Origin of the sequence: Streptococcus oralis (assembly GCF_019929365.1) — a bacterium.
GTDB lineage: Bacteria > Bacillota > Bacilli > Lactobacillales > Streptococcaceae > Streptococcus > Streptococcus oralis_BT.
This window is the reverse complement of record NZ_JAHZPH010000003.1, coordinates 34,998-51,101: the sequence shown is the minus strand read 5'-3', so window position 1 is coordinate 51,101 and position 16,104 is coordinate 34,998. Positions and strand designations below refer to the sequence as shown.

The 16,104-nt window shown below is 42.9% G+C and carries 18 protein-coding genes; all 18 read left to right on the top strand.

The features are described 5' to 3' along the window. Positions 1–13 precede the first annotated feature (13 nt). The 18 genes from K1I53_RS05375 to rplB all read left to right on the top strand — a co-directional run bounded on the left by K1I53_RS05375 (position 14) and on the right by rplB (position 16,060). The gene (locus tag K1I53_RS05375; RefSeq protein ID WP_223328652.1) at positions 14–1,282 is read left to right on the top strand and encodes a glycosyltransferase; all 1,269 of its coding nucleotides are present in this window, start codon (positions 14–16) and stop codon (positions 1,280–1,282) included. A gap of 3 nt (positions 1,283–1,285) precedes the next feature. Next, a complete protein-coding gene (locus K1I53_RS05370) occupies positions 1,286–2,266 on the top strand; it encodes an NAD-dependent epimerase/dehydratase family protein (protein ID WP_223328651.1) in 981 nt (326 codons plus the stop codon). Next, complete coding sequence (locus tag K1I53_RS05365) at positions 2,241–3,056, top strand: MBL fold metallo-hydrolase (protein WP_223328650.1); 816 nt, start codon at positions 2,241–2,243, stop codon at positions 3,054–3,056. The genes K1I53_RS05370 and K1I53_RS05365 overlap by 26 nt, the downstream gene beginning before the upstream one ends. Next, positions 3,034–4,296: a F390 synthetase-related protein gene (locus K1I53_RS05360; protein ID WP_223328649.1), complete on the top strand. Its 1,263-nt coding sequence runs from the start codon at positions 3,034–3,036 to the stop codon at positions 4,294–4,296. The genes K1I53_RS05365 and K1I53_RS05360 overlap by 23 nt, the downstream gene beginning before the upstream one ends. A gap of 14 nt (positions 4,297–4,310) precedes the next feature. Then, on the top strand, positions 4,311–5,255 hold the full coding sequence (locus K1I53_RS05355; protein WP_223328648.1) for a 3-oxoacyl-[acyl-carrier-protein] synthase III C-terminal domain-containing protein: 945 nt from the start codon (positions 4,311–4,313) through the stop codon (positions 5,253–5,255). A gap of 134 nt (positions 5,256–5,389) precedes the next feature. Beyond that, positions 5,390–6,922 carry a cardiolipin synthase gene (gene cls / locus K1I53_RS05350; protein ID WP_223328647.1) on the top strand — a complete coding sequence of 511 codons (1,533 nt, stop codon included), beginning with the start codon at positions 5,390–5,392 and terminating at the stop codon, positions 6,920–6,922. A 74-nt stretch (positions 6,923–6,996) separates the two neighbouring features. Next, positions 6,997–7,140 (top strand): hypothetical protein, encoded by a 144-nt coding sequence (locus tag K1I53_RS05345; protein ID WP_000934021.1) that lies wholly within the window; start codon positions 6,997–6,999, stop codon positions 7,138–7,140. Positions 7,141–7,176: 36 nt separating this feature from the next. Further along, the gene (locus K1I53_RS05340; protein WP_223328646.1) at positions 7,177–8,733 is read left to right on the top strand and encodes a damage-inducible protein CinA; all 1,557 of its coding nucleotides are present in this window, start codon (positions 7,177–7,179) and stop codon (positions 8,731–8,733) included. 116 nt (positions 8,734–8,849) lie between these two features. Then, positions 8,850–11,057: an anaerobic ribonucleoside-triphosphate reductase gene (gene nrdD, locus K1I53_RS05335; protein WP_223328645.1), complete on the top strand. Its 2,208-nt coding sequence runs from the start codon at positions 8,850–8,852 to the stop codon at positions 11,055–11,057. Positions 11,058–11,068: 11 nt separating this feature from the next. Beyond that, positions 11,069–11,209 carry a hypothetical protein gene (locus tag K1I53_RS05330; RefSeq protein ID WP_000521623.1) on the top strand — a complete coding sequence of 47 codons (141 nt, stop codon included), beginning with the start codon at positions 11,069–11,071 and terminating at the stop codon, positions 11,207–11,209. Between the two features lie 43 nt (positions 11,210–11,252). Continuing rightward, entirely contained in the window at positions 11,253–11,753 is a 501-nt protein-coding gene (locus K1I53_RS05325; RefSeq protein WP_223328644.1) for a GNAT family N-acetyltransferase, read from the top strand. 5 nt (positions 11,754–11,758) lie between these two features. Further along, positions 11,759–12,355: an anaerobic ribonucleoside-triphosphate reductase activating protein gene (gene nrdG, locus K1I53_RS05320; RefSeq protein WP_000220159.1), complete on the top strand. Its 597-nt coding sequence runs from the start codon at positions 11,759–11,761 to the stop codon at positions 12,353–12,355. Further along, positions 12,352–12,981 (top strand): uridine kinase family protein, encoded by a 630-nt coding sequence (locus K1I53_RS05315; protein WP_000725979.1) that lies wholly within the window; start codon positions 12,352–12,354, stop codon positions 12,979–12,981. Before nrdG ends, K1I53_RS05315 begins: the two co-directional genes overlap by 4 nt. Positions 12,982–13,247: 266 nt before the next feature. Continuing rightward, positions 13,248–13,556 (top strand): 30S ribosomal protein S10, encoded by a 309-nt coding sequence (rpsJ, locus tag K1I53_RS05310; RefSeq protein ID WP_001284513.1) that lies wholly within the window; start codon positions 13,248–13,250, stop codon positions 13,554–13,556. Between the two features lie 82 nt (positions 13,557–13,638). Further along, the gene (gene rplC / locus K1I53_RS05305; protein WP_000160197.1) at positions 13,639–14,265 is read left to right on the top strand and encodes a 50S ribosomal protein L3; all 627 of its coding nucleotides are present in this window, start codon (positions 13,639–13,641) and stop codon (positions 14,263–14,265) included. A 24-nt stretch (positions 14,266–14,289) separates the two neighbouring features. Then, positions 14,290–14,913 carry a 50S ribosomal protein L4 gene (gene rplD / locus K1I53_RS05300; protein ID WP_000024537.1) on the top strand — a complete coding sequence of 208 codons (624 nt, stop codon included), beginning with the start codon at positions 14,290–14,292 and terminating at the stop codon, positions 14,911–14,913. Beyond that, positions 14,913–15,209 carry a 50S ribosomal protein L23 gene (locus K1I53_RS05295; protein ID WP_001055347.1) on the top strand — a complete coding sequence of 99 codons (297 nt, stop codon included), beginning with the start codon at positions 14,913–14,915 and terminating at the stop codon, positions 15,207–15,209. Before rplD ends, K1I53_RS05295 begins: the two co-directional genes overlap by 1 nt. A 17-nt stretch (positions 15,210–15,226) precedes the next feature. Next, complete coding sequence (rplB, locus tag K1I53_RS05290) at positions 15,227–16,060, top strand: 50S ribosomal protein L2 (protein WP_000512905.1); 834 nt, start codon at positions 15,227–15,229, stop codon at positions 16,058–16,060. Positions 16,061–16,104: the final 44 nt, after the last annotated feature.

The following is a 16,104-nucleotide window of genomic DNA, read 5'->3' as shown; positions in this document are numbered from 1 at the left end:
CTATTCTAGACATATGAGAAAAATCAAAATTGATGTGATTGTAGTGCCCTTAAGTGGGCATCTCTTCCCAACCCTGAATCTGCTCGCACCCTTGTTGAAGGATCCCTTGTATGAGATTCGATTATTTACAGGACCACAACGAAAAACTGTAGCAGAGGAGATGGGCTTTCGGGTGATTCCCATTTTAGAAAATTGTGTAGATGAGTTTGAGCGTGTAGCCAATAATGAAGGGAAATTAAACCTTTTTTCTGCTTATCGACAGTTGTCAGCTAGTCTTGATTTGATCAATGTGGTTTCTGATCAATTAGTGCAAGAGTGGCAGGAAAATCGACCGGATATTGTTATTGCGGACTTTATAACCCTCTCTGGAGGACTAGTGGCGGAACAGTTGGGAATCCCTTGGATTACCACTATGGCGACACAATTTGCCATTGAAACGACAGATGGGCCACCTTGTTTCTTTGGAGGAATGGGCAGTCCAAAGACTCCTTTCCAATCTATCCAGCAATGGCTAGGAAGAAAAGCGACTCGTTTAGGGAAACGAATCGTAAGCTTTTTATTGAGAGAACGCTTGAAACGTTACGATTTTAAGCTCTACAATAAGAAAGGTCAGGAAACCATTTATTCACCCTATTCCATCTTGGGAATTGGGATGAAAGAGTTGGAGCTGAAAAGTGGTTTTCCAGAGCACTATCTTTGGGTGGGACCTTTTGGCTCTTCGATTGAGAGGGCAGAAAATTATCCTCTCAATTTGTCTCCTTATGCAGGTTATAAGAAGGTCCTTGTATCCTGCGGCACTCAGCTAGCATGGGCCAAAGAAAATCTCCTCTACCAGACCCAACAATTGGCTAAAGCCCATCCGGACTGCCACTTCTTTGTGACTCTGGGGTTTGGCGGACAAGACTTCCAATGTGAAGAGCTCATGGACAATGTTTCTGTGGTATCCTATCTTCCCTATAAGGAGTACATTCCTCAGATGGATTATGTGATTCATCATGGTGGTGCGGGTATTTTTTACCAGTGTATCATCTATGGTAAGCCTGCCTTGATTCTCCCCCATGACTATGATCAGTATGACTATGCAGTTCGTGGATTAGAGGCAGGGATTGCCTTGACTGCTAAACGAGAGGATACGGAAGCGATTGGACGTGCCTTTGATGAGTTGTTGGCTAGAGATGACTGGCCAGACTTGAACAGACTTAGTCGTGCAGTTCAAATCTATCAGCCAACAGAGATTCTGAGGAGCGAAATACATCGGCTCTTAGGGGACAAGGAGAAGTAAAGAATGAAGAAAGTATTGGTAACAGGTGCTACGGGCTTTCTAGGCAAGTATGTTGTTGAAGAGCTCAGTCAGCAGGGCTATCAGGTACGCGCTTTTGGACGCAATCGCAAGGTGGGTCAGTCTTTAGAGAAATCCTCTGTGGCATTTTTTCAGGGAGATTTGACCAAGCAAGAGGACTTGGCTCGGGCTTGTCAGGGGATGGACATGGTTGTGCATGCGGCTGCTCTTTCTACCGTTTGGGGACCTTGGGAGGATTTCTACCAGACAAATGTCTTAGGGACCAAGTATGTTCTGGATACTTGCCGAGAGGCTGGTATTCAGCGTTTGGTTTATGTGTCCTCGCCTAGCATCTATGCCGCGCCTCGAAATCAGCTAGCTATCAAAGAAAGTGCTGCGCCTCAGGAAAACAATCTGAACAACTACATTCGTAGTAAGCTGGCTTCGGAGAAGCTGTTTAAGGATTATCCCGATGTTCCGAGTATTATTTTACGACCTCGTGGGCTTTTTGGGATTGGGGATACCAGTATTTTGCCCCGAGTTCTCAAACTCAGTCAGAAGATTGGCATTCCCTTAATAGGTGACGGTCGTCAGCTCATGGATATGACCTGTGTGGAAAATGTCGCTCTGGCAATTCGCTTGGCATTAGAGACCCCTCAAGCTAGTGGCGAAGTTTATAATATTACCAATGGGGAACCAAGAGCCTTTAAGGATTTGATAGAAGAAACCATGAGAGGGTTGGGCTATCCGATAACATACAGAAAAGTGCCGGCTCCTCTTCTTTCAGTTATTGCCAGTAGTTTAGAGTTTCTGTATAAGGTCTTGAAACTCAAAGGGGAACCGGCTCTAACACGCTATACCTATTACCTGCTCCGTTATAGTCAGACGCTGGACATCAGCAAGGCGGAGCGAGACTTGGGGTATCGCCCTCAAATCAGTATTTCGGAAGGGATTGAACAATATGTCCAAGATTATCGAAAGCATTGATTATTTCCCAGCAGGCTACTGTACCTGCTACACAGGTTTGCTATTTAAGGGAGTCAAGAATCAAAAGATGACCTTCCCAGCAGGTGTTTTTCTTATCAAACACAGGGACAAGGGCTATCTCCTCTATGACACAGGCTATCATTACGATATTAAGACCCAGCTTCGCTATGGCTTCTATCGGCTAGGAACGCCCGTTCAAATGACGGAAAAGGACCAGATTTCACATTTGTTGGAAGCCAAGGGAATCAAACCAGAAGAAATTAACTATGTTCTTCTATCACACCTACATCCAGATCATCTGGGAGGAGCTAGTTTCTTTCCTCATGCAACCTTTATCTTGACAAAAGAAGTATATGAAGTCTACCAAAAACCCAAGTTGAAAGACTTGATTTTCAAGGAGTTTTTACCAGCTTCTTTTGAGAAAAATCTAACCATTATCAGAGCTGACCAGCAAGATTCAACTTTTCCCTATCGTCCGATTTGTGATCTTTTCGGAGATGGCAGTATCCTAGTAGCCTCTGTTGACGGGCATGCTAGGGGGCAAGCCTGTCTATATTTTCCAGACCTTAATCTCCTCATTGCAGCAGATCTTTGCTGGGGAATTGACCTCTTGCCTTACACCAAACAGATGCACCTGATTCCTTCCTTGGTTCAAGATAACAAGGTGGACTATATCAAGGGGACAGAGTTTCTGGAGGAAGTCTTGAAGGACGGTATCGAGGTAGTTGTTAGCCATGATCCTGTAGAAAGGATAGAGTCAATCTTATATGAAAAAAATAACCTTTCTTAAAACCTTTATCCAAACTCGTTGGCTTCATCATTTCAAATCTCGAGAAGCTTTAGAAAACTATCAGAAAAAGCAATTAACCAACTATATGGACTTTTTAAAGCGAGAGTCGCCCTACTTTAAAAATGGAGTTCCTAGCAACTTTGACCATATGAACAAGGCTTTTATGATGGAACATTTCAATGAGCTCAACACCCAAGGAGTGGATCGAGATGAAGCCTTGAGCTTGGCTATTGAAAGTGAGAAGACCCGTGATTTCACTGAACTTAAAGGAGAAATAGCTGTCGGTCTGTCTTCAGGGACATCTGGACATCGGGGGCTCTTTATCACAACAGAGAAAGAGCGAAGTATGTGGGCAGCAGCTATCTTGGCAAAGATGTTGCCAAAGGGTCAGCTTTTTGGACACCGCATCGCCTTTTTCCTGAGAGCCGATAATGAACTCTATCAGACCATCAATACGGCCCTCATTCGTTTAGAGTACTTTGATATTTTCAAACATACAGATGAGCATATCGGGCGTCTCAATAGCTACCAACCAACTATTGTGGTGGCGCCAGCCTCTATGTTGATTGAATTGAGCAAGCGTCTCAAGGATGGAGAGTTAGCCATCCATCCGCAAAAAATCGTTTCGGTGGCAGAAATCTTGGAAGATAGTGATAGGCAACGCATCGCAGAGGCTTTTTCTCTGTCCATCATTGACCAAGTTTATCAGGCGACTGAAGGTTTCTTAGCCTGCACTTGCCCAGCTGGCAATCTGCATCTCAACGAAGACATTATCTTTGTGGAAAAGCGGTATCTGGATGACCGCCGTTTCTATCCAGTGATTACGGACTTTAAACGAAGCAGTCAGCCTGTTTATCGCTACCAGCTCAATGATATCTTGGTTGAAAATCCAGATCCTTGTCCATGTGGCTCCTACTATACACGGATTGACAAGATCGAAGGACGCTCTGATGATATTTTCTACTTTGCAGGACTGGATGGGGGACAGGTAACGATCTATCCAGACTTTATCAGGCGTTGCCTCCTCTTTGTGGAGAATGTAGGAGATTACCAAGTCAAGCAGCATTCTGAGAAGTTAGTGGAAGTTTGTCTAAGCCAACGAGATGAGGATTTAGAGGCAGCTATTCTAGCTCAATTCCAACTCTTGGCTCAGCAAAAACACTTCATAGTTCCTCAGGTCCAATTTTCAGATTATCACTGGGATACTAGCCGTAAACTCAAACGAATCCAACGTTTATGAAAGGATAAAAGACAATGACAGAAGTAACAAGACATGTAGAAATCGCAGGTTATGGTGTTTGCATTCCAAAGCATACCGTCCAATTTAAAGACCAAACTCGTTATCGTGTAGTTGAAAATGAAGAAACGCAACTCGACTTGGCAGAAGGAGCTATCCAGCGTGCACTTGAACATGCAAATTTGGATATTAAAGATATCGATTGCCTTGTATCAGCTAGTGCGGTGGGTGTTCAGCCCATTCCTTGTACGGCTGCTTTGATTCATGAGCGCGTGGCAAAAGGACTCTCAATTCCAGCAATGGACATCAATACGACCTGTACCAGCTTTATTTCTGCTCTATCGACTATGTCCCACTTGATTGAGGCGGGCGAATACAATCGTGTCTTGATTGTTTCTAGCGAGGTTGGTAGTTTAGGGCTCAATCCCAAGCAAAAAGAAAGTTTTGAACTCTTTAGTGACGGGGCAGCAGCCTTTATTTTCCAAAAAAGTCATCAGGAAAAAGGGGTCATTGCTAGTCTCCAACGTACTTGGTCAGAAGGGGCTCACGATACGGAGATTCGTGGAGGTCTGACCTCTTTTCAACCAAAAGAGTACTCTGAGGCGACTAAGACCAACTATATGTTTGACATGAAGGGGAAGAAAATCCTCCTCTTGTCTGCTCGTAAAATCCCAGTCATGTTTGAAGAGTTTCAAGAAAAAACACAGCTAGCCTTGGCAGACGTGGACTATATCATTCCTCACCAAGCAAGTCGTGCTCTTCCTTTGGTCATGGAAAAACTAGGTGTGGCCAAGGATCAGTACCTCAATCTCGTCACTGATTATGGAAATATGGTGTCAGTCTCTGTGCCATTTGGCTTGGCCTATTCATTGGACCATGGATTGGTTAAAGAAGGAGATATCGTCTACCTTATGGGAACTGCAGCTGGTATGACGGTCAATATGTTGGCTCTGAAATTGTAATAATCATCTAAACACGGAACGACTGGAATTTGAGAAAGGTAAAAGGTTGCCATCTTCCCCTGAACTGAGGTATACTAGTAGAAAGATTAGTTTATCAAGCGGTTAAGGAGAATGTTAGAAAAGGAAAGGAATGTATGACAGCTAGAAAATTGCAGCTACTCATGTCCAAATATGGTTTTAGTATTACCATCATGTTGACAGAGTTGTTTATCGTCTTTGGTTTATTTCTCTATCTAGGACAGATGGCTCCGATTCTCTGGATTATCCTTGTCATTTTAGTGAGCTTAGCGACCATTGTATCGATTGTCAATCGGTCTATGAATCCTGAGAGTAAGGTGACATGGCTGTTAGTAGCCTTTGTACCAGTGTTTGGCCCCTTACTCTATATTATGTTTGGAGAGCGTCGTTTATCTAAAAAGGAAATGAAGCAGCTAAAGCAGCTCCAATCAATGGTTGATCGAGAGGACAATAGCAGAGCCCTCCGTTTGGAGTTAAAGGAACAAGACAAGTCGGCTTACGGCGTTATCAAATCACTCCTCAGCATGGACACGAATGCCGATGTCTATGATCGAACGGATACACAATTTTTTGCATCTGGTGAAAGCATGTGGCATCAGATGCTAGAGGATCTCAAGAAAGCTGAGAAGTTTATCTTTCTCGAATACTATATCATCGAAGAAGGTTTGATGTGGAATAGTATTTTGGAGATTTTGGAAGAAAAGGCAGCTCAAGGAGTAGAGGTGAAGCTTCTCTATGATGATATTGGTTGTATGGCAACCTTGCCTGGAGATTACACCATCCAGCTTCGTGGTCGAGGGATTGAAGCCCACAAATTTAATAAGGTGATTCCACGTTTGACCGTTGCTTATAACAACCGTGACCACCGTAAAATCATGATTATTGATGGGCAGATTGCCTATACAGGTGGTATCAATCTGGCCGATGAGTATATCAACCATATCGAACGTTTTGGTTACTGGAAGGATAGCGGTATTCGGTTGGATGGATCAGCGGTTAAAGCTTTTACTAGACTCTTTTTATCAACTTGGTATATCAACCGTGGGGAAATTAGTGACTTTGACCAATACCATCTCGAAAATCAACCTAGAGATGGGATGGGGCTTTGTATCCCTTACAGTAGTGGGCCAAAACCCATCTACCGAGCTCAGGTAGGAAAAACGGTCTACCAAAATCTTATCAATCAAGCTACAGATTACGTCTATATCACGACTCCCTATCTGATCGCTGACTATGATCTAACCGAGAGTATCAAAAATGCAGCTCTGAGAGGAGTAGATGTACGAATTGTGACGCCATGTATCCCAGATAAGGAGATTATCCAATTGGTTACTCGGGGAGCCTATCCAGACTTGTTATCTGCGGGGGTTCGTATTTATGAGTACAGTCCGGGATTCCTTCATAGCAAGCAAATGCTTGTCGATGGAGAGGTGGCAACTGTGGGAACCATCAATTTTGACTATCGTAGCTTGCTTCACCACTATGAAAATGGCGTTTTGCTTTATAGAACACAGTCTATCATCGATATTGAGAGGGACTTCGAAGAGATTTTTAAGGTTTCTCAAGAAATTTATCCCCACACAATCAAAACAAGCTGGTATCAAAGCCTGATCAAGGAAATTGTTCAGTTGTTTGCGCCCATGCTCTAACTATTCACCAAGATCTAGCCCAAGGCTGGATCTTATTTTTGTCTTTTTGCGAATAGATAAGCAGGAGGATGAAAATGCTAAATCAAGAAGAACATGATTTTATCCTAGAGTTTCAAACAAGCAGTTTACACCGTTTTCGAGAGATTGAACGCTATGCTGAGCTAGATAAGAAGTTAAGGAAATATCAATCCTTAGCTGACATTCCTGTAAGATTTTGATATACTAAAACAGATAAACTTACTAGGAGAAATTGAATGAACGTATACGAGGAAAAAGACGAACAGCTAGAAGAATTTCGATACCAGTATCGGGAACGGCTGAATCAAGAGTCTGAATTTGGGCTGGAGCGAGGTAAGAAGAAACGAACTCCACTTCCGTTTGTTAGTGTGGCAATTTGGAGTCTGGCTGCTACAGCTGTTTCTGTCATGTTGCCTCTGATCTTTGGTTTGGTGAGCCCCCAACAGATGCAAGATCTTTATACTGGTTGGGCGCTACATCAGAGTGGGCAGATTTACACGGATTATTATGGTTCAAATGGACTGCTTTATTACGTACTAATCTATCTCTCTCAAGGGAGTATTCTTTTTGCTTTGGTGGAGTGGTTGGCCTTGTTCGGAGCCGGAGTTTTTCTATTTAAATCCGCAGATACCTTGACAGGTCAGGGAGAGCAGGCTAGACAGCTTTTGCTGGTTTTCTATCTGCTTGTGGGCAGTCTGGGATTTGGTGGTAGCTATGCAGTAGTTGTGGCCTTGCCTTTTCTATTTTATAGTTTTAGCCTAGTGGCTGACTATCTGGATGATCCAAGTAACGATAAAGGTTTCTTGCGAGTTGGGATGAGTTTAGCATTAGCTTTCTTCCTATCACCTATTCCCACAGCCTTGTTTGCAGCCACACTTGCCTTAAGTTTGTTTGGATTTAATATTGCCAAGCGTAAATTTGCTCATGGTTTGTATCAATTTTTCGCATCAGCTCTAGGATTTTCTATCCTTTTTTATCCAATTGGCTATTATACAGTCTTAACAGGAACTTTTGGTGATGCGATTAGCCATACTTTGTATCCAATAGATACGCTTAGTCTATTTTCAAATGCCAATCTTATGGAGAATGCTGCTTTCTATGGTTTGCTATCCATCGGTATTGGGATTCTGACATTAATCTTTTCAGGATTGTTTCAGTCCAAGTCAGCTCAGCAATTTGCTATCTCAATAGGCGCTATTTTAGGATTATTAGTAACTCTTGCTTTGTTAATTCTTTCAAAGGAACCTTTGCATGGCTCACGTTTGGCAGCGATTTTGCCCTTTCTGACATTGTTATTGTTAACCAACATCAAAGAAGGAAGTTCTGATCGTATCAGTCGTAGTAGACGAAGAGTTCGCTCTTCATCACTCTTTGGTCGCTACCTCAAGGGAAATTTCTATCTACCATTAGTTGCGATAGTCTATTTACTTTTCCTACCTGTTTTGAGTCGCTATATTTCGCATCCAAGTACTTATCAGGAACGCGAGCAGCTTGCTAGCTTGGTCAAACAGCAAACGAGTTCTGAGGATCGTGTCTATGCTTGGGATGATCGTCCAGATTTCTACCGCGCAAGTGAACGCTTGGCGCCAAGCTCTCTAGTAACACCAACACTCTATACTGCAAGCGACGAGAATAAAACGAAACTAGTCAATGACTTGAAAGAAAATCAACCGAAGATGATTTTGGTCAATCAAAAGGTTGCCTTGTGGTCGGATGTAGAGAGCCTACTTAGTGAAAAATACGAGCTTGTTCAGACGGATAGTAAGGAATTCAAGCTTTATAAATCTAAATAACAAATCAATATCTTGTGTATTTTTAAAAATTTTCGAATTTTTAACACAAGATATTGATTTTTCTTTTTAGAGTGGTATAATATCATTTAAGAAGAAAAATAGAAAAGAGCATGGATATGATTGTATTAGAAGAAAACCTTGCAACCGTTCCCACTTTGTTCGTTGAAAAACGAGATGGTAGACGTGTAGTGTTTGATGTAGACAAGATTGACAAAGCTCTCCACAAGGCGGCTGACAAAGTCATGGATGTGACACCCTTGGTCGAAAAACGTCTAAATGGGCTGCTTGAGCGTATTGTTGCGGAAATTCATAGTCGTTTCCCTCAAGGTGTCAAGATTTACGAGATTCAGAATATCGTAGAGCATGAACTCCTTGAAGCCAAAGAATATGCGCTGGCTGAGGAGTACATCACTTATCGGACACAAAGGGATTTTGAGCGCTCAAAAGCGACAGATATCAACTTTAGCATTCATAAACTTCTCAATAAAGACCAGGCAGTTGTCAATGAAAATGCCAATAAAGACAGTGATGTCTTTAACACCCAGCGTGATTTGACAGCAGGGATTGTGGGAAAATCAATCGGACTGCAAATGCTTCCTAAGCACGTAGCCAATGCTCACCAAAAGGGAGATATCCACTATCATGACTTGGACTACAGCCCCTACACACCGATGACCAACTGCTGTTTGATTGATTTTAAAGGCATGTTGGAAAATGGTTTTAAGATTGGAAATGCAGAGGTAGAGAGTCCCAAGTCTATCCAGACTGCGACAGCTCAGATTTCACAAATCATCGCCAACGTCGCTTCTAGCCAGTACGGGGGCTGTTCAGCTGACCGTATCGATGAAGTCTTGGCTCCGTATGCAGAGAAGAATTACCAAAAACACCTCAAGGATGCAGAAGAATGGGTGTTGCCTGAAAAATGGGAAGATTACGCATGGAAGAAAACGCAGAAAGATATCTACGATGCCATGCAATCTCTCGAGTATGAAATCAACACTCTCTTCACTTCAAATGGGCAAACACCTTTTACTTCACTAGGTTTTGGTCTAGGAACTAGTCGTTTTGAACGGGAAATTCAAAAGGCTATCTTGACTATTCGTATCAAGGGTCTTGGTTCAGAACATCGAACAGCCATCTTCCCTAAACTTATCTTTACGCTTAAAAGAGGACTCAACTTAGAGGAAGGTTCACCTAACTATGACATCAAACAGTTGGCCCTCGAGTGTGCAACCAAGCGGATGTACCCAGATGTCTTGTCCTACGATAAGATTATTGAGCTGACAGGTTCTTTCAAGGTGCCTATGGGGTGCCGCTCTTTCCTTCAAGGATGGAAGGATGAGAATGGTGTAGAGGTCAATTCAGGTCGGATGAATCTAGGTGTTGTGACAGTCAATCTGCCTCGTATTGCCCTCGAGTCTGAAGGGGATCTGAATAAGTTTTGGGAAATCTTCAATGAGCGGATGAATATCGCGGAAGATGCCTTGGTTTACCGTGTGGAAAGAACCAAGGAAGCAACACCAGCGAATGCCCCTATCCTCTATCAGTACGGAGCCTTCGGTCGCCGTCTCGGAAAAGAAGAAAGTGTTGACCAACTCTTTAAGAATCGCCGTGCGACAGTCTCGCTGGGCTACATCGGTTTGTACGAAGTGGCTACAGTCTTCTTTGGAAACAGCTGGGAAAGCAATCCTGAAGCCAAGGAATTTACACTGGATATTATTCGCGATATGAAACGTCGTGTGGAAGAGTGGTCCGACCAATATGGCTACCATTTCTCTATCTACTCCACACCGTCTGAAAGTCTGACAGACCGCTTCTGTCGCTTGGATACAGAGAAGTTTGGCTCTATTCCTGACATCACGGACAAGGAATACTACACCAACTCATTCCACTATGATGTTCGTAAAAATCCAACACCGTTTGAAAAATTAGACTTTGAGAAAGTTTATCCAGAAGCAGGTGCGTCAGGTGGTTTCATCCATTATTGTGAATACCCAGTACTTCAGCAAAATCCTAAAGCCTTGGAAGCTGTCTGGGACTATGCCTATGACCGTGTCGGCTATCTAGGAACCAATACCCCGATTGATCGCTGTTACAAGTGTGACTTTGAAGGGGATTTTGAACCAACTGAGAGAGGATTTGCTTGTCCCAACTGTGGCAATAGCGACCCTAAAACAGTAGACGTGGTCAAACGTACGTGTGGTTATCTGGGAAATCCTCAAGCGCGTCCAATGGTTAATGGACGTCACAAGGAAATCGCTGCGCGTGTCAAACACATGAACGGTTCAACCATTAAAACAGCCGGACATGAAGTAACAAATTAGAAGGAAATGGAATGGGGAAATACCAATTAGATGATAAGGGACGCGCTCAAGTGACCCGTTATCACGAGAAACACTCGAAAGGTGGAACAGGTAAAAAAGAACGCTTGCTCAACCTCAAAGAACAGTTTTTAAACAAGAACAAGAAAAAATAAAAGTGAGAGTCTGCTCTCACTTTTCTCTTAATTGGAGGTAAAAATGATACTACGCAGACCAACATTGGCAGATAAAGAAACAGTTTTAGAGATGATGGCAGAGTTTGAACAGACTCAATCAGCCCACGATGGTGGGTTTTGGAGCGCCAACAATTTTGTTTATGAAGAGTGGCTAGAAGAAAATCTTCAAGCGGAAGCGGGACTCAATATTCCTGAAAACTGGGTTCCTGCTATCCAGCTGGTTAGTTTTGACGTAGCAGGCCAGGCTCTTGGCTTTCTCAACCTTCGTCTCCGATTAAATGACTACTTACTAGAAAATGGGGGCCATATTGGCTACTCCATTCGTCCATCTGAAAGAGGTAAGGGTTATGCGAAAGAATCCCTCCGACAAGGTCTACAAGTTGCTAAGGGAAAGAATATTAAACGAGCTTTAGTGACTTGTAGCACAGAAAATCCAGCAAGTCGAGCTGTTATCTTAGCTAATGGTGGGGAGTTGGAGGATGTTCGAAACGGAACGAAGCGCTATTGGATAGACTTGGAGTAGACAGCATGACATGGAATACACCAAAACCAGGTGAATGGAAAAGTGAGGAACTTAGTAAAGGGCGAATCATTGATTACAAGGCCTTTAACTTTGTCGATGGAGAAGGTGTACGCAACTCTCTTTATGTATCAGGTTGCATGTTTCACTGCGAGGGGTGCTATAATGTTGCGACTTGGTCTTTCAACGCAGGCATTCCCTATACGGCAGAATTAGAAGAACAAATCATGGAAGACCTTGCCCAACCCTATGTTCAGGGTTTGACCTTGCTAGGAGGAGAACCCTTTCTTAATACGGGCATTCTCTTGCCACTCGTTAAACGCATCCGAAAGGAATTGCCAGACAAAGACATCTGGTCCTGGACGGGCTACACTTGGGAAGAAATGATGCTGGAGACTCCAGATAAACTGGAACTCTTATCATTGATTGACATCCTTGTCGATGGACGGTATGATAAAAGCAAGCGCAATCTCATGCTCCAGTTTCGAGGTTCCTCTAATCAACGAATTATAGATGTGCAAAAATCTCTCAAAAGTGGGCAAGTGGTGATTTGGGACAAGCTTAATGACGGAAAAGAAAGCTATGAACAGGTGAAGAGAGAATGAAGAAAAAAGACCTGATAGAACAACTGGTTTCAGAAATCGAAACGGGAAGAGTTAGGACGCTAGGGATCTACGGTCATGGGGCTTCAGGTAAATCAACCTTTGCACAGGAATTGTACCAAGCTTTAGATTCTACTACAGTAAATTTACTAGAAACAGACCCCTATATCACTTCAGAACGTCACCTGGTAGTACCAAAGCAAGCACCAAATCAAAAGGTGACAGCTTGTCTGCCAGTGGCACATGAACTGGCAAGTTTGCAGAGAGATATTCTCGCCTTGCAGGCAGGTATGGATGTCTTGACAATCGATGAACCTTGGAAGGCTAGTGAGGTCTTGTCTGGAGCAAAGCCAATTCTTATTGTTGAAGGGATGTCTGTGGGCTTTCTACCTGAGAAACTCTTTGACAAAACTATCTGTTTCTACACGGATGAAGAAACAGAATTAAAGAGGCGTCTAGCTCGAGATACGACTATGAGAAATCGCGATGCTTCCTTTATATTGGCTAGCCATCAGATGAGACGAGAGCAGTATCTGCAATACTATAGAGAAAACGAGTCTAAAGCGGATATCTTAGTGGATCAATCGGAAGATAAGTTTGAAGTCGCAATGAAACACATTATTATATAGAAGAAAAGATTGATTTTTATAGACGTAAATCAGTAATCATAGAAAGATGAAAAGAGAAAACAGTTTCATCTTAAAAAAACGAAAAAAAAGCTAACAAATCCCTTGCAATCGCAGGGGCTTTGTGTTATTCTATTATGGTGCTGTAAATTACAGCCTTAGCTTTGATGCAAGAGGTTGCGACACGCTCGGTTGCATTGCCACGCAACGCGCGTCGGTTTTCTTGTGGAGCTAGCCTATTATCTTAAATAGACGAAAAGGAGAAAAAGATGGCAAACAAAAAAATCCGTATCCGTTTGAAAGCTTACGAACACCGTACGCTTGACACAGCGGCTGCAAAAATCGTAGAATCAGCTACTCGTACAGGTGCACAAGTTGCGGGTCCAATCCCACTTCCAACTGAGCGTAGCCTCTACACAATCATTCGTGCGACTCACAAATACAAAGACTCTCGCGAACAATTTGAAATGCGTACACACAAACGTTTGATCGATATCGTTAACCCAACTCAAAAAACAGTTGATGCCTTGATGAAATTGGATCTTCCAAGTGGTGTAAACGTAGAAATCAAACTTTAATCTAAAGCTTGATACCTTGAGCATAAAAAACGCTCGTTAAAAACTTTTTGAATAAAAAATATAGAAAAGGAACTATTTTCTCATGACAAAAGGAATCTTAGGGAAAAAAGTGGGAATGACTCAAATCTTCACTGAAGCTGGCGAATTGATCCCTGTAACAGTTATTGAAGCAACTCCAAACGTTGTTCTTCAAGTTAAAACTGTTGAAACAGACGGATACAACGCTATCCAAGTTGGTTTCGATGACAAACGCGAAGTATTGAGCAACAAACCTGCTAAAGGACATGTAGCGAAAGCTAACACGGCTCCTAAGCGCTTCATTCGTGAATTCAAAAACGTTGAAGGCTTGGAAGTTGGTGCTGAAATCACAGTTGAAACATTCGCAGCTGGAGACGTTGTTGACGTAACTGGTACTTCTAAAGGTAAAGGTTTCCAAGGTGTTATCAAACGCCACGGACAATCACGTGGACCAATGGCTCACGGTTCTCGTTACCACCGTCGTCCAGGTTCTATGGGACCTGTTGCACCTAACCGCGTATTCAAAGGTAAAAACCTTGCAGGACGTATGGGTGGCGACCGCGTAACAATTCAAAACCTTGAAGTTGTACAAGTTGTTCCAGAAAAGAACGTTATCCTTATCAAAGGTAACGTACCAGGTGCTAAGAAATCTCTTATCACTATCAAATCAGCAGTTAAAGCTGGTAAATAATAAAGAAAGGGGAAATCAGTCACAATGGCAAACGTAACATTATTTGACCAAACTGGTAAAGAAGCTGGCCAAGTTGTTCTTAACGATGCAGTATTTGGTATCGAACCAAATGAATCAGTTGTGTTTGATGTGATCATCAGCCAACGCGCAAGCCTTCGTCAAGGAACACACGCTGTTAAAAACCGCTCTGCAGTATCAGGTGGTGGACGCAAACCATGGCGTCAAAAAGGAACTGGACGTGCTCGTCAAGGTTCTATCCGCTCACCACAATGGCGTGGTGGTGGCGTTGTCTTCGGACCAACTCCACGTTCATACGGCTACAAACTTCCACAAAAAGTTCGTCGCCTAGCTCTTAAATCAGTTTACTCTGAAAAAGTTGCTGAAAACAAATTCGTAGCTGTAGACGCTCTTTCATTTACAGCTCCAAAAACTGCTGAATTTGCAAAAGTTCTTGCAGCATTGAGCATCGATTCAAAAGTTCTTGTTATCCTTGAAGAAGGAAATGAATTCGCAGCTCTTTCAGCTCGTAACCTTCCAAATGTGAAAGTTGCAACTGCTACAACTGCAAGTGTTCTTGACATCGCAAATAGCGACAAACTTCTTGTCACACAAGCAGCTATCTCTAAAATCGAGGAGGTTCTTGCATAATGAATTTGTATGATGTTATCAAAAAACCTGTCATCACTGAAAGCTCAATGGCTCAACTTGAAGCAGGAAAATATGTATTTGAAGTTGACACTCGTGCACACAAACTTTTGATCAAGCAAGCTGTTGAAGCTGCTTTCGAAGGTGTTAAAGTTGCCAACGTTAACACAATCAACGTAAAACCAAAAGCAAAACGTGTTGGACGTTACACTGGTTTTACTAACAAAACTAAAAAAGCTATCATCACACTTACAGCTGATTCAAAAGCAATCGAGTTGTTTGCTGCTGAAGCTGAATAATCTAAGGAGGAAATATCGTGGGAATTCGTGTTTATAAACCAACAACAAACGGTCGCCGTAATATGACTTCTTTGGATTTCGCTGAAATCACAACAAGCACTCCTGAAAAATCATTGCTTGTTGCTTTGAAGAACAAGGCTGGTCGTAACAACAACGGTCGTATCACTGTTCGTCACCAAGGTGGTGGACACAAACGTTTCTACCGTTTGGTTGACTTCAAACGTAACAAAGACAACGTTGAAGCAGTTGTTAAAACAATCGAGTACGATCCAAACCGTTCTGCAAACATCGCTCTTGTACACTACACTGACGGTGTGAAAGCATACATCATCGCTCCAAAAGGTCTTGAAGTTGGTCAACGCATCGTTTCAGGTCCTGAAGCAGATATCAAAGTCGGAAACGCTCTTCCGCTTGCCAACATCCCAGTTGGTACTTTGATCCACAACATCGAATTGAAACCAGGTCGTGGTGGAGAATTGGTACGTGCTGCTGGGGCTTCTGCTCAAGTATTGGGTCAAGAAGGTAAATACGTTCTTGTTCGTCTTCAATCTGGCGAAGTTCGTATGATTCTTGGAACTTGTCGTGCTACAGTTGGTGTTGTCGGAAACGAACAACATGGACTTGTAAACCTTGGTAAAGCAGGACGTAGCCGCTGGAAAGGTATCCGCCCAACAGTTCGTGGTTCTGTAATGAACCCTAACGATCACCCACACGGTGGTGGTGAAGGTAAAGCACCAGTTGGTCGTAAAGCACCATCTACTCCATGGGGCAAACCTGCTCTTGGTCTTAAAACTCGTAACAAGAAAGCGAAATCTGACAAACTTATCGTTCGTCGTCGCAACGAGAAATAATAGTAAACTAGTCGCCTAAGCAACTAGGAAATCCGCCAGCTCGG

What these genes read in the sequence shown, in the direction of transcription:
- nrdD (WP_223328645.1), top strand. Translation starts at nt 8,850, where the DNA reads ATGATTGTATTAGAAGAAAACCTTGCAACCGTTCCCACTTTGTTCGTT.
- K1I53_RS05355 (WP_223328648.1), top strand. Translation starts at nt 4,311, where the DNA reads ATGACAGAAGTAACAAGACATGTAGAAATCGCAGGTTATGGTGTTTGC.
- K1I53_RS05360 (WP_223328649.1), top strand. Translation starts at nt 3,034, where the DNA reads ATGAAAAAAATAACCTTTCTTAAAACCTTTATCCAAACTCGTTGGCTT.
- rpsJ (WP_001284513.1), top strand. Translation starts at nt 13,248, where the DNA reads ATGGCAAACAAAAAAATCCGTATCCGTTTGAAAGCTTACGAACACCGT.
- rplC (WP_000160197.1), top strand. Translation starts at nt 13,639, where the DNA reads ATGACAAAAGGAATCTTAGGGAAAAAAGTGGGAATGACTCAAATCTTC.
- K1I53_RS05295 (WP_001055347.1), top strand. Translation starts at nt 14,913, where the DNA reads ATGAATTTGTATGATGTTATCAAAAAACCTGTCATCACTGAAAGCTCA.
- K1I53_RS05330 (WP_000521623.1), top strand. Translation starts at nt 11,069, where the DNA reads ATGGGGAAATACCAATTAGATGATAAGGGACGCGCTCAAGTGACCCGT.
- K1I53_RS05340 (WP_223328646.1), top strand. Translation starts at nt 7,177, where the DNA reads ATGAACGTATACGAGGAAAAAGACGAACAGCTAGAAGAATTTCGATAC.
- nrdG (WP_000220159.1), top strand. Translation starts at nt 11,759, where the DNA reads ATGACATGGAATACACCAAAACCAGGTGAATGGAAAAGTGAGGAACTT.
- K1I53_RS05315 (WP_000725979.1), top strand. Translation starts at nt 12,352, where the DNA reads ATGAAGAAAAAAGACCTGATAGAACAACTGGTTTCAGAAATCGAAACG.
- cls (WP_223328647.1), top strand. Translation starts at nt 5,390, where the DNA reads ATGACAGCTAGAAAATTGCAGCTACTCATGTCCAAATATGGTTTTAGT.
- K1I53_RS05345 (WP_000934021.1), top strand. Translation starts at nt 6,997, where the DNA reads ATGCTAAATCAAGAAGAACATGATTTTATCCTAGAGTTTCAAACAAGC.
- rplD (WP_000024537.1), top strand. Translation starts at nt 14,290, where the DNA reads ATGGCAAACGTAACATTATTTGACCAAACTGGTAAAGAAGCTGGCCAA.
- K1I53_RS05365 (WP_223328650.1), top strand. Translation starts at nt 2,241, where the DNA reads ATGTCCAAGATTATCGAAAGCATTGATTATTTCCCAGCAGGCTACTGT.
- K1I53_RS05325 (WP_223328644.1), top strand. Translation starts at nt 11,253, where the DNA reads ATGATACTACGCAGACCAACATTGGCAGATAAAGAAACAGTTTTAGAG.
- K1I53_RS05375 (WP_223328652.1), top strand. Translation starts at nt 14, where the DNA reads ATGAGAAAAATCAAAATTGATGTGATTGTAGTGCCCTTAAGTGGGCAT.
- K1I53_RS05370 (WP_223328651.1), top strand. Translation starts at nt 1,286, where the DNA reads ATGAAGAAAGTATTGGTAACAGGTGCTACGGGCTTTCTAGGCAAGTAT.